The organism is Edaphovirga cremea, from assembly GCF_003332275.1.
GTDB lineage: Bacteria > Pseudomonadota > Gammaproteobacteria > Enterobacterales > Enterobacteriaceae > Edaphovirga > Edaphovirga cremea.
Genome location: NZ_QOVA01000017.1, coordinates 24,363 through 36,408, shown reverse-complemented (window position 1 = coordinate 36,408; position 12,046 = coordinate 24,363). Strand labels below are relative to the sequence as shown.

The 12,046-nt window shown below is 45.7% G+C and carries 14 protein-coding genes and 1 pseudogene; 10 read left to right on the top strand and 5 right to left on the bottom strand.

The window, feature by feature from the left end; all coding sequences use genetic code 11:
* Window positions 1-18: 18 nt before the first annotated feature.
* Window positions 19-840 (bottom strand): AAA family ATPase, encoded by an 822-nt coding sequence (locus tag DRI82_RS24395; protein WP_245956877.1) that lies wholly within the window; start codon window positions 838-840, stop codon window positions 19-21.
* Between the two features lie 445 nt (window positions 841-1,285).
* On the opposite strand from DRI82_RS24395, the gene DRI82_RS18165 reads away from it, so the two are divergent.
* A protein-coding gene (locus DRI82_RS18165) for an IS3 family transposase (RefSeq protein ID WP_114195323.1) occupies window positions 1,286-2,421 on the top strand; the annotation gives its coding sequence in 2 pieces (ribosomal slippage) (window positions 1,286-1,532 and window positions 1,532-2,421; 1,137 coding nt in all).
* A gap of 37 nt (window positions 2,422-2,458) precedes the next feature.
* On the opposite strand, the gene DRI82_RS18160 is transcribed toward DRI82_RS18165, so the two are convergent.
* Window positions 2,459-2,563: an ogr/Delta-like zinc finger family protein gene (locus tag DRI82_RS18160; RefSeq protein WP_114195322.1), complete on the bottom strand. Its 105-nt coding sequence runs from the start codon at window positions 2,561-2,563 to the stop codon at window positions 2,459-2,461.
* Window positions 2,564-2,743: 180 nt separating this feature from the next.
* Between DRI82_RS18160 and DRI82_RS18155 the strand changes: the two genes are divergently transcribed.
* Window positions 2,744-3,061 (top strand): ArsR/SmtB family transcription factor, encoded by a 318-nt coding sequence (locus DRI82_RS18155; protein WP_114195321.1) that lies wholly within the window; start codon window positions 2,744-2,746, stop codon window positions 3,059-3,061.
* On the top strand, window positions 3,058-3,588 hold the full coding sequence (locus DRI82_RS18150; RefSeq protein ID WP_114195320.1) for a rhodanese family protein: 531 nt from the start codon (window positions 3,058-3,060) through the stop codon (window positions 3,586-3,588). The genes DRI82_RS18155 and DRI82_RS18150 overlap by 4 nt, the downstream gene beginning before the upstream one ends.
* Window positions 3,589-3,717: 129 nt before the next feature.
* Here the strand turns inward: DRI82_RS18150 and DRI82_RS18145 are convergent, their stop codons facing one another.
* The gene (locus tag DRI82_RS18145) at window positions 3,718-4,107 is read right to left on the bottom strand and encodes a YgiW/YdeI family stress tolerance OB fold protein (protein ID WP_114195319.1); all 390 of its coding nucleotides are present in this window, start codon (window positions 4,105-4,107) and stop codon (window positions 3,718-3,720) included.
* Window positions 4,108-4,530: 423 nt separating this feature from the next.
* On the opposite strand from DRI82_RS18145, the gene pfkB reads away from it, so the two are divergent.
* Window positions 4,531-5,469 (top strand): 6-phosphofructokinase II, encoded by a 939-nt coding sequence (gene pfkB, locus DRI82_RS18140; protein WP_114195318.1) that lies wholly within the window; start codon window positions 4,531-4,533, stop codon window positions 5,467-5,469.
* Between the two features lie 217 nt (window positions 5,470-5,686).
* Window positions 5,687-6,127 (top strand): DUF1198 domain-containing protein, encoded by a 441-nt coding sequence (locus DRI82_RS18135; RefSeq protein ID WP_114195317.1) that lies wholly within the window; start codon window positions 5,687-5,689, stop codon window positions 6,125-6,127.
* Window positions 6,128-6,151: 24 nt separating this feature from the next.
* On the opposite strand, the gene DRI82_RS18130 is transcribed toward DRI82_RS18135, so the two are convergent.
* Together DRI82_RS18130 and asr are read right to left on the bottom strand one after the other, a co-directional pair.
* The gene (locus DRI82_RS18130) at window positions 6,152-6,487 is read right to left on the bottom strand and encodes a DUF2002 family protein (protein WP_114195316.1); all 336 of its coding nucleotides are present in this window, start codon (window positions 6,485-6,487) and stop codon (window positions 6,152-6,154) included.
* Window positions 6,488-6,983: 496 nt separating this feature from the next.
* Window positions 6,984-7,217, bottom strand: a pseudogene (asr, locus tag DRI82_RS18125) (acid resistance repetitive basic protein Asr); the annotation flags it as partial.
* Window positions 7,218-7,499: 282 nt separating this feature from the next.
* On the opposite strand from asr, the gene DRI82_RS18120 reads away from it, so the two are divergent.
* From DRI82_RS18120 to nrdF, 5 genes are all read left to right on the top strand, one after another.
* On the top strand, window positions 7,500-7,808 hold the full coding sequence (locus DRI82_RS18120) for an ElaB/YgaM/YqjD family protein (protein WP_114195314.1): 309 nt from the start codon (window positions 7,500-7,502) through the stop codon (window positions 7,806-7,808).
* A 403-nt stretch (window positions 7,809-8,211) separates the two neighbouring features.
* Window positions 8,212-8,451, top strand: a complete 240-nt coding sequence (gene nrdH / locus DRI82_RS18115) for a glutaredoxin-like protein NrdH (RefSeq protein ID WP_114195313.1) — start codon at window positions 8,212-8,214, stop codon at window positions 8,449-8,451.
* Between the two features lie 9 nt (window positions 8,452-8,460).
* Complete coding sequence (nrdI, locus tag DRI82_RS18110; RefSeq protein ID WP_114195312.1) at window positions 8,461-8,871, top strand: class Ib ribonucleoside-diphosphate reductase assembly flavoprotein NrdI; 411 nt, start codon at window positions 8,461-8,463, stop codon at window positions 8,869-8,871.
* Window positions 8,847-10,997, top strand: coding sequence for a class 1b ribonucleoside-diphosphate reductase subunit alpha (gene nrdE, locus DRI82_RS18105; protein WP_170138732.1), 2,151 nt, complete (start codon window positions 8,847-8,849; stop codon window positions 10,995-10,997). Before nrdI ends, nrdE begins: the two co-directional genes overlap by 25 nt.
* A gap of 38 nt (window positions 10,998-11,035) precedes the next feature.
* Window positions 11,036-12,019 (top strand): class 1b ribonucleoside-diphosphate reductase subunit beta, encoded by a 984-nt coding sequence (gene nrdF, locus DRI82_RS18100; RefSeq protein ID WP_114195310.1) that lies wholly within the window; start codon window positions 11,036-11,038, stop codon window positions 12,017-12,019.
* Window positions 12,020-12,046 lie beyond the last annotated feature (27 nt).

Genomic DNA, 12,046 nt, shown 5'->3' with positions numbered 1-12,046 from the left:
TCGAGCAAATTTGAGGAGCTAATTGGAGAACAAACCTATGCGATGGGGGCCAGAAGCAGATCGGGAATCGGCTTCCTCACTACCAAGGCCACGCTGTGCAGCTACAAAGTCTACTCGTATAAGTTTCTGCAGGTTTTTTCGATCAATTGGGCTAGAGTCAGCATCAAGTGTCTGGCTAACATAGGTCTTTATTCCGTTCAAAGGATTGTTATCAGCATCCAACTTATAAGCTCGAACTTGGCCCAGCAGGGATGCTTCGCGGAGCCAAAAATCCAGTAGATCAATAGGCCAGGCAAGAGAATTCTTCCCCATACCCTTCACAGGCATTCTCGCCATGTGATACTTCCATGCTAACTGTTTCAAATCCTCAATGTTCGTAGCTGGTTCCAGACGTAATCGGACACCTACTGCGCCGCCTTTCCAGCTGAATTTTGATAGAAACGAAGAGACATAGTGGAACATACCGGCCTTAGCATCGAACCATAGGTCCAGCGTTGGCATCGCCGAAAGTAAGGTTCCAAGTTGCTCTTCCCATTCATCTTCGGATGCGCCAGACGTAGATGGATCTTCCTCTAATGCGTCCCAAGCTCTTCCAAGTTCCCGCAATTTTGGCCATTGTGAAATACTGATGTCGAAAGCACCAAATGGTGAGCCATCAGCAAGGAAGTGGCGCAGCGCTGCCAGAATTGATGTTTTGCCGCTATTGTTAGCGCCGACGAGGATAGTAGTCTTTGGGTCAACGTCCATTTGGACCTTGCCAAGTCGGCGGAATTGGGAAAGCTCAAGAAATCTTAGTGATATCTGTCCAGATAATGGCGTGGTGGTAGCTACTTCTGACATTTTGGCTCCTCTCAATCCTTATAGGGATGCGCCAACCTGTAGCAGCTTAGCGCCACGCCGGAAGCTCGAATCCTTCTAACTTGATGCATATTAACTACAAATCATTGAGTTGAGTAAGAATCGACACGGCAAGTTATATTACCGCCTCGCTAAAAAATGCCCACTAGTAAATGCGCTTGAGATGACGCTTATCACACTACTTTTGCCCTCTGCTACCGCCGCATATAGCAGTTGTTGCGACGCGAAAGGCTTCACATTAATCACAAGCGCCTGTAACCGCATACGCCGCCGTTCAGGGAGTATGTGTCACCCACAGTACCCGACACATCATCATGACACACCATTATTAACTGAGCGTTGAATTCAATCCTGGGAGCAGGTCATATTGGACTGCCCCCGAGCCTGTAGACAAATCTGACCTATATTTTGAGCATAGGAGGAGTCTATGGGCACACCACGTTTTACCCCTGAATTTAAGGAAGAAGTTGTCCGCCAGATCACTGAGAGGGGCTATTCCGTTGCCGACGTTTCGGAACGCCTCGGTGTGTCAGCGCACAGTCTTTATAAATGGGTCCGTTCAGTAAAGCCTGATAATAACGGGCATCAGGCTCAGGATTTACTGGATGCCAGAACGGAAATTCTCAGGCTGAAAGCGCAGCTTAAGCGTACTGAGGAAGAACGGGATATTCTGAAAAAGGCAGCGCGGTACTTTGCAAGGGAGCCCGACTAAAGTACCGCTTCATCAACGATCACCGCGCTATCTGGTCGATCGCTGCGATGTGTCGGGTTCTAAACGTTGCCCGTGCTGGATTTTACGTCTGGCTTCATTGTCCTGTTTCTGCGGGAGAAAAGGATAACCAGCGATTGCTGGAATTAATCCGAGACTCTTATGCATTGAGCGGCGGTGTTTACGGTTACCGCAGGGTTCACGGCGATTTGCGTGAAATCGGTGAAGCATGCAGCAGAAACCGGGTAGCCAAGATCATGAAACAAAACAGGATACGGGCTGTGCATGGCTACAAGATACCGCGTGGAGGCAGAGGACGACCGTCACTAATAGCCCCTAATCGGGTGCAGCGGGAGTTCACTGTTGCAAAGCCAAACCAGGTCTGGGTAACCGATATTACCTATATCCGCACCTGGCAAGGTTGGCTCTATCTGGCTGTGGTTATCGATCTCTTTGCCAGAAACGTAGTGGGCTGGTCGATGAAATCCACACTGTCACGTGAGCTTGCGCTAGATGCACTGCTAATGGCCGTCTGGCGACGTAAACCTGTAGAAAGCGTTATTGTGCACAGCGATCAGGGCAGCCAGTATGGTAGCGATGACTGGCAGCGGTTCTGCCGGGCCAATAATCTGTCACCAAGTATGAGTCGTCGTGGCAACTGCTGGGGTAATGCAGTGGCAGAATCGTTCTTCAGTTCGCTAAAAAAAGAACGTGTCAGAAAGCGAACATATAAAACCCGGGACTTGGCCCGGGCGGATATATTCGATTACATTGAAGTGTTCTACAACCGTACCCGGCGCCACAGTCATCTAGGTGGCGTCAGTCCTGAGGCCTTCGAAAAGGCCTCGCCGTGAGGACAGGAACTGTCTATGGAATCGAGGGCACTCCAGATCACTCAACATTCTGACACAACCAATAAACCTCTTTCGTTTTATCTGAAATATAACGACTGCTCCGCAAATAAGATAAATGAGTACAAACAAAGCAACGCACCATAGCGATTTACCTATTTGTGCCTCAAAGCGTGCGCATCTTTCTTTTAGCTTTTAAGCAAAAATTGGCTCAGGCCGGTTTTTTTAATGTGTAAATGCCAGTTTTCTTATAAATCATCTCTTGCGTTACTCTCTTACTTACTTTAGGATTTGCTTAAGTTAGCAAATCCTAAAGTAAAGAGCCATGGCAGAAACCGAACTCACCCTGTTGCAAGAAAGTGCCTCCCAGGCAACAAAACTTCTCAAGTCGATGAGTAACCCTAATCGGCTATTGATCCTTTGTATGCTTATTGACTCACCCGGCACTTCGGCAGGCGACCTTGGTAAGTTGACGGGATTAAGTTCTTCAGCAACCTCACAGCATCTGGCTAGGATGAAAGACGAAGGTCTGATTGAATGTTCCAGAGATGCGCAAAGGATGAACTACTTCATCAAAAACGAATCCGTTAAAAAAATCATCTCAACTTTAAAGGACATTTATTGCCCTGAGGATTTCAAATGACTGTAAAATCAGTGAGCCCGCCAGAAGCACAAGCGCTAATGAAGAATGGAGCCGTGCTTATTGATATCCGTGAACCTGCGGAATTTTTGCGGGAACATGTTCCTGACGCCATATCAGTTCCTCTATCAGATATCATCGCAGGTAAAAGCATTGTGGGCTTATCGGTGCAACACCCAGTCATCTTTTATTGTCTGGTGGGTTCGCGCACAAGCCAAAATGCTGATGCCCTCATCAAAGCCGCAAGCCCAGCTTCAACGTTATTGTTATCCGGAGGGATTAGCGCCTGGAAAAGCGCAAACTTCCCTACAGTCGAAGACAAAAAACAACCTCTCCCCTTAATGCGGCAAGTGCAGATCGTCGCAGGAACGCTAATCCTGATCGGCATCCTGCTGGGATATACCCTAGATACAAGCTTATTTTTATTATCTGGATTTGTAGGCGCAGGCTTACTCTTTGCGGGTGTCAGCGGCTGGTGTGGAATGGCGCTTTTGCTTGCAAAAATGCCTTGGAACAAGCTTAAGAATTAAAGATGGGTCTGCGTTTAGGTTATCACCACATAAGACCCACAAGCGCAGAAAAAGCCCGCATTCCAATAAGTTGCGAGCTTTGTGTGTCTGTAATTTTACGATTCCTTCCCGTTCTCTGATGAGGTTGAATCACTCTTTGCGGAAATGTTCAACGTTGACCGACTGGAGATCCTTTCCCACTTTTCCACTAATAGTCACCAAATCATTGGGGGTCACTTCCTCGCCATTCCACGTATCCTTGGCAAGCTTAATATCAATGGTGCCTGTCTTGTCACGAAACTGATAATGATCATCAGCAATCTTTTTAATGATATTCCCTTTAAGGGTTACCCAGGCACCCTCACGTAACTCTTTGAGATGCGAAATAGTGATGTTGTGAGTATCTTCCATTCCTTTGTAGCCACTGTCTTGCTTATGAGGTGGCGGCGGAGTCTCGTCACCCTTAAACCCCTCGCCCGTTTCTGCAAATGCGGGCAGGCTCAATAGCGCGACGAATATAGCGATGGTTAGCTTTCTCATTAGTGAACTCCTTTTAGAGTTAACTGCAGGTGTTTTGTTGAGGTACAAGGATTGCAAATCAGGTGGCAACTTCACCTATTCAGCATGGCATAAAGGCAAGAATTCGCTTGGGTGACACGGCAATCCGTCTCTCCGAAAGTGACGTTTATTGCGATGCTATCCCGTCACGAGAAATTAAACCGCAGCAAGTCATTGTTCAACTGTTGAAAAATAAACAAAACACTCAACAGTAGAGTGATTTCTGACCGACACGTTCATTTGAAGAACGGCACTCATGATTGAATCTTTGGTAGAAGCGCAGCGAAATCTTTATCAAAACAATCGCAAACTTAATACCAATCCCCAACAAGAGTCAGAGATCTGATAAAGACCTGCGTAGTCGTGCTACGCTTTAAGTCACATTAGTCAAATGAGGGAACAGCAATGACTCAAATTTTCACACTGACATTGGCACCATCGTTGGACAGTGCGACGACAACAGCAAAAATATATCCTGAAGGTAAACTTCGTTGCACATCACCCATCTTCGAGCCCGGCGGCGGCGGTATTAACGTTGCGCGCGCGATTGTTCATCTGGGTGGTCAGGCTACGGCTCTGTTTCCCATCGGTGGCCCAACCGGAGCGCATCTTGCCGAGTTACTGAAAGAAGATGGCATTACTATTAGTACGCTGGAAACTCAAGATTGGACGCGGCAGAATCTGCATGTGCATACAGACAGTACTGGTGAACAGTATCGTTTCGTTATGCCGGGAGCCAGACTTACCAGCGAGGAATTTTCCCGCATAGAACAACTCGTAGAGAAAATTCCTTCAGGTTCACTGCTGGTAATCAGCGGAAGCTTGCCGCCTGGAACTGATGTCTCTTCGTTAACCAGTTTAATTCAAAAAGCGCAGAAGTCCGGTTTAAAGTGCATTCTCGACAGTTCAGGCAAAGCGCTTAGTGCGGGTTTGGAGCTGGGTGGTCTGGCGTTGGTTAAACCGAACCAGAATGAGCTGGCCGCATTAGTTGGGTATGATCTGGATGAACCTGATGCAGTCGTCGACGCCGCCAGGTCAATCATTTCTCAAGGCGGGGCTGAGCGCGTCGTGGTTTCTCTTGGGCCACAGGGTGCTCTGGCCGTCGATAAATACGAAAGTTTCCAGGTCGTTCCGCCTCCAGTGAAAAAAATGAGTACGGTAGGTGCGGGTGACAGTATGGTGGGTGCAATGACGCTTAAGTTATCCACAGGCGCAGATTTACGCGATATCGTCCGTTATGGCGTTGCAGCCGGCAGTGCCGCCACATTGAATTTGGGCACCCGCCTGTGTTCCAATGAAGATACGCAACGGTTTTATAACTATTTATGTAGAAACAACAAATAGTTATGTAGAAACAGCACATAGCGATCTTACTATCGCGGATTGCTGATAAAAATTAATCAATGCCCCAACGTTGCCCAAGCCCGTGAAAGCGGGCTATATCATTATTTAACAAAAGTTTGTCTACAGCACTGCCACTTTCCCCTGAAACAGATAAACTACATGCACTGAGCCTGACTCGGTACGCTTCGTTTATCTGGCCCGGAGTCACAAAAGAATAATGATATGGATTACTCTCGCCGCATTGATTGTGGTTTTTCTCATCGGCTATCGCGTTATGACAGCCGATACCAGAAAAGCCAATGATTCACTGGCTAGCCTATTGAAAATCAAGCCGATGTGTATTGAGTCAATGCTCCTTGAAATGGGTAAACGACAGAGCCAAATGTTTGTGCGATCCATCAGTGGTGGTTATGCAGAGCAGATTCGTAAAGCGGCCTATGTGGTATTTATCTACCAAACGTTCATCAAGGATTCATCGGAAGAAAATATCGCTCGTTGGCGTGAGATCCTTGTCCGCGCGCATTTGTCTCCAGAACTGGAGAGTGAGCACGCGGAATTAGCCCTATTCTACTTTGCAGAACTGGATCTGGAACCCTTCGAATTGGCGCAGTTTCGTCGTCATTACAACGAAACTTACAATCGAATACATCTGGTTTAGCATCATTACCCTACGCGCGAACGCTTATTTAAAAACGTTTTCAAGATAGCTCGACAGCAGTTGGCGTGAACTGAAACCATGTGGAATGCCATAATGCAATGCACCTTCACTCTGTGGGTCGGCAGGGAATTGGGTATAGGTTGGACTGACGCGACTGGGTGACGTCGGTGTGGCAAAACGGATACTGCGCTCTTTGAGCGAGGGATCAATCACCAGAGCTGTTCGACCTAAACGCGCCTCGCGGTTGACGTAAACATAATAGCCTCCGCGCCGATAACCATATGATTTGTCATCTACGTAGTCCCGTTCAAACCCTGATCCTTCCAATACTCTTGCTACTTCATCCGGCCGTAAATACATCGTTTCTCCTCACATCTATAATTGCAAAACGACCTTACCGCAATGGCTCAGGCATACAACGCATTTATCCGCCACGTAGCTGAATTTCGGAATTATCTAAAACGATTATGGCGCAGATCCGCCATTTCGCCTGTCAGTTCGATTAATTTTCATGCGATCTAACAACGTGAGGTTTGGCCATATGACTCGAAGATTATGTGGTAAGACACAATCTCAGCATGAACAATACAGCGGGGGACAAATCAGAGGGATGATAGGATAATCTTTAGAGATTAAAGGATTATGATCTATTTATGAATTACAGAAGGCTATCAGCAATAAATAATTCCCAGGCCGCGACTAATCCGCAGATCATTACGGTGTCAAAAATCACTTCGAATAAGTAGCGATTTAACATGATCATCTCAGCCATAAAATAACGCCCGCAATGCGGGCGTCAGTCATCATCTGGCAACGTTACTCGTGCGGTAACATCATCTGATTTTCAGTGCCATTATGCAGCAGGTTTTGCTGCTACTTTCTTATGGCTGGCTTTTTTGTGCGTTTTTTTAGCTGCCTGCGCCTTTTGAGTTGCTGCTTTCTTCACATGTTTTTTGTGATGAACAACTTTAGCGGGAGCCTGGGTTGCTGTTGCAGCCGGTGCAGTTGTGGTCGTTGCCGCTTCAGCAGCGAATGCAACAGAGGATAAACCCAGGGTAGCGGCAACAATCATGGCGACGATCTTTTTCATGTTTTATTCCTCAGCGTTGTTTATTTAACCCCGATTGGGGCCGTTGAGATGCATCCTAAGGTAAACCCTTTTTTCATTCAGTGAGTGAATGGTTTCGCTAAGTAACCGAATGTACAAATGTCGTTTGCGGAAAAAAGAAGCTGAGATTAAAGCGTGTCACGGCGATTTTAACCAACATCAAGTTGCTGGCAGAATACGTAAACAGCGGCAATAATCTCGAAAAACTCACCCATCGCCAAAATGGTCTATGCTTAATAGACATCTATCAATAGGGAGAGACAAATGTTTAAGAAATCCGAAAAAGTAGAAAGAGATATTGATCAGGATGTGACCCTTCTGGCGGATACCCTTGATGAGGTACTGCAATCATCGTCCTCCAAGTCCAAGGATGAACTCGAAAAAATCCGCAACAAAGCCGAGGGGATATTACGTGATGCTCGAGCCCGTTTCAGTGGCACAAACAGTTTGACTCAACATGCCCGTGATGTTGCCAGTCATGCTGATGAATATGTCAAAGACAAACCTTGGCAAGGCGTCGTTATTGGCGCTGCCGTCGGTATTGTCATTGGTGTTTTGTTAGCTCGACGCTAACACAGTTCTCAAGTCAGTGAACTGATATCCCTACATAAATACACTTGCGCGTTTTTTATATCGGGACATTTTTGTCCCGATAGCCCTACCCAATGTCACCTGCCGCAATCACCTCAGACAATTTCTACTCGCGCTTTCAGCACTCGCCAATTATTTTTTCCAACACTATTTTGTCCGCGATCCCCGGTTAATGCGGGTTAAGGGCACTCCTCATTATGAAGAAGACACTCCAAGTAAAAACGCTACATATTGCGTGGTTGAAAAATAAAACCACAACATCTAGTATTTGAATCGTTAGCGAATCTCTTTTGCATCGCCAATATAGAGCTCTAGGCGCTGAAGCCGACGCCACAGCCAACGGGCAAGATACTACTTCTCTTAGCCATAAGGGTAAATGCGAATCATGAGTATTATTATTTACAGTAAGCCAGACTGTGTTCAATGTAACGCCACCTGCCGCGCATTCGATAAACACGGTATCAATTATCAACTGATTGATCTGACTGAAGATGAACGTGCATTGGATAAAGTCAGAGCAATGGGTTATCAACAGGTTCCCGTTATCATCGCGGGCGATCAGCACTGGTGCGGATTTCGCCCAGACAAGATCAGCGAACTGCAACAACTTCAGAGCTCCTATTAAGGACCCGCCATGAATCCGCTGGTTTATTTCTCCAGTAGCTCGGAAAACACCCATCGGTTTGTTGGCAAGCTTGGATTCCCTGCTCTGCGTATCCCGATCGTTGGTCAGAGAGAAAAACTTGTTGTGGAACGGCCTTACATTTTGCTGGTGCCAAGTTATGGCGGCGGTAGCGCAAAAGGAGCCGTCCCACTCCAGGTGATCCGGTTTCTCAATAATCCGCTCAACCGCTCACTGATTCGCGGCGTTATCGCTGCGGGTAACACTAATTTTGGCGAAGCGTACTGTATCGCCGGTAAGATCGTCGCCCAAAAATGTCAGGTTCCTTGCCTGTACCGTTTTGAATTACTGGGTACGCCGGAAGACGTCGTCAATGTGCAAAGAGGAGTAACTGAATTTTGGCAACAACAGAACTCGCGATGAACGAATCTTCGACCAGTACGACGGACTTCCATGCGCTCAATGCGATGCTTAATCTGTTTGATGCTGACGGCAATATTCAGTTCACCCAGGATCGATTGGCTGCACGCCAGTATTTTCTGCAGCACGTGAATCAAAATACGGTATTTTTCCATAACCTGGCGGAAAAACTGCGCTATCTGGTGGAAGAACACTATTACGATGCAGTTGTACTCGATCAATACAATTTTGCTGATATCAAGCAGCTATTTAAACAAGCTTACGCCTACAAATTCCGCTTCGAGACTTTTCTTGGTGCGTTTAAATATTATACCAGCTATACCCTAAAAACATTTGACGGTAAACGTTACCTGGAACGCTATGAAGATCGTATTTGCATGGTGGCATTGACTCTGGCGCAAGGTGATATTCAACTCGCCCGGCATTTTGTGGATGAAATAATTTCCGGCCGTTTTCAACCCGCTACCCCCACTTTTCTCAATTGTGGCAAAAAACAACGTGGTGAATTGGTTTCTTGTTTCCTGCTGCGTATTGAAGACAACATGGAGTCGATTGGGCGTTCAATAAACTCAGCGCTGCAACTGTCAAAACGCGGCGGAGGTGTTGCCTTTACGCTGACAAATATTCGTGAAGTGGGTGCCCCGATTAAACGGATTGAAAATCAGTCATCCGGCGTTATCCCGGTGATGAAAATGCTGGAAGACGCGTTTTCCTATGCCAATCAACTGGGTGCCCGACAGGGTGCTGGCGCCGTATACTTGCACGCCCACCATCCTGATATTCTCAAATTCCTTGATACCAAGCGTGAGAATGCTGATGAAAAAATCCGCATCAAAACCCTTTCGCTCGGCGTCGTTATCCCCGATATCACTTTCGAATTGGCGAAAAACAACGAGGAGATGTATCTATTTTCACCTTACGATATCCAGCAGGTTTATGGCGTTCCCATGTCAGAAATAAGCATTACTGAGAAATACCGTGAGATGGTGAATGACAAAAAGATTCGCAAATCGAAAATCAATGCACGCGAATTCTTCCAGATTCTGGCGGAGATCCAATTTGAGTCGGGTTATCCGTACATGATGTTTGAAGATACGGTTAACCGCACCAACCCTATTCATGGAAGAATTACCATGAGTAATCTTTGTTCAGAAATCTTACAGGTCAACTCGGCAACTGAATACGATGAAAATCTTTCTTACAGAAAAATAGGGAACGATATTTCCTGTAATCTGGGATCGTTGAATATTGCCAAAACCATGGACTCCCCTGATTTTGGCCATTCTGTTGCAATGGCGATTAGGGCGTTAACTGCCGTCTCAGATATGAGCAATATCCGCTGCGTACCTTCCATTGAAAAAGGAAATCATGAGTCGCATGCTATCGGATTGGGGCAGATGAATCTGCATGGGTATCTGGCTCGAGAGCATATCTATTATGGTTCTGCTGAGGGATTGGACTTTACGAATATCTATTTCTATACCGTTACCTATCATGCTTTACGTGCATCAAATCTCCTGGCAATTGAACGAAATCAGTCGTTCAAGGGATTTGCCGATTCAGCTTATGCCAGCGGGGTTTATTTTCAGAAATATCTGGAAAATACCTGGCTACCAAAAACAGAAAAAATTCGACAACTTTTTGAACAGGCAAGTATTGCAATTCCTGATGTTCAGGACTGGGAAACGCTAAAAGATTCAATTATGGCTTATGGTTTATATAACCAGAACCTGCAGGCTGTGCCTCCTACCGGGTCGATTTCTTACATCAATAACTCTACGTCGAGTATTCATCCTATTGTTTCCCGGATCGAGATTCGTAAAGAGGGGAAAATTGGACGTGTTTATTATCCTGCGCCTTACATGACCAATGACAATTTGGATTTTTATCAGGACGCTTACGAAATTGGCCCGGAAAAAATCATCGATACCTATGCTGAGGCCACGCAACATGTCGATCAGGGATTATCACTGACCCTATTCTTTCGAGATACGGCCACTACGCGTGACATTAACAAAGCGCAAATATATGCCTGGCGTAAAGGGATCAAGACGATCTACTACATTCGTCTGCGGCAAATGGCGTTGGAAGGCACAGAAATTCAGGGCTGCGTATCTTGTGCACTTTAAGTGTTAATAGACGTTCATCGAAAGAATAAGGAAAAAACATGTATACGTTGAATAAACAGTCAGGTCAAAGAAATATAACCAAAGCAATAAATTGGAATAAAATCGAAGATGATAAAGATCTGGAAGTCTGGAACCGTTTGACATCTAACTTTTGGTTGCCTGAGAAAGTTCCACTGTCGAACGATATCCCCTCATGGGCGACACTGAATGAGCAGGAGAAAAAGCTCACTATCCGCGTTTTTACTGGCTTGACTCTCCTGGATACTATTCAAAATACCGTGGGTGCCCCAGCATTAATGAGAGATTCAGTCACCCCCCATGAAGAAGCTGTTTATTCCAATATCAGTTTTATGGAAGCGGTACACGCTCGCTCCTACAGTTCGGTTTTTTCTACCCTGTGTATGACTTCAGATGTTGATGATGCTTATCGCTGGAGTGAGGAGAATACATCTTTGCAAAAAAAATCCGAGATTATTCTTTCTTACTATCAAGAAAATGATCCATTGATGAAAAAAGTTGCCAGTGTTTTTTTGGAGTCATTTCTCTTTTATTCCGGATTTTATTTGCCAATGTATTGGTCAAGTAGAGCGAAGCTGACAAACACTGCGGATTTAATCCGTTTGATCATCCGGGATGAAGCCGTACATGGCTACTATATCGGCTATAAATTTCAAAAGGCATTGCAGAAAAGCAGTGTAGATCGGCAAAAGCAGGTCAAAACACAAACATTTGATCTGCTGCAAGATCTGTATGATAACGAGATACGCTATACTGAAGAACTCTATGATGGCTTAGGCTGGAGTGAGGATGTAAAAAAATTTCTTCATTATAATGCGAATAAAGCGCTGATGAATCTTGGCTATGAAGCATTATTTCCAGCCAGCATGGCGAATGTGAATCCTGCAATTCTGTCAGCACTATCGCCTAATGCTGATGAAAACCATGATTTTTTCTCCGGATCAGGCTCATCCTATGTTATAGGCACTGCAGTTAATACTGAAGACGAAGACTGGGACTTTTAATTCATGCCTAGGAGCATCGTATACTAT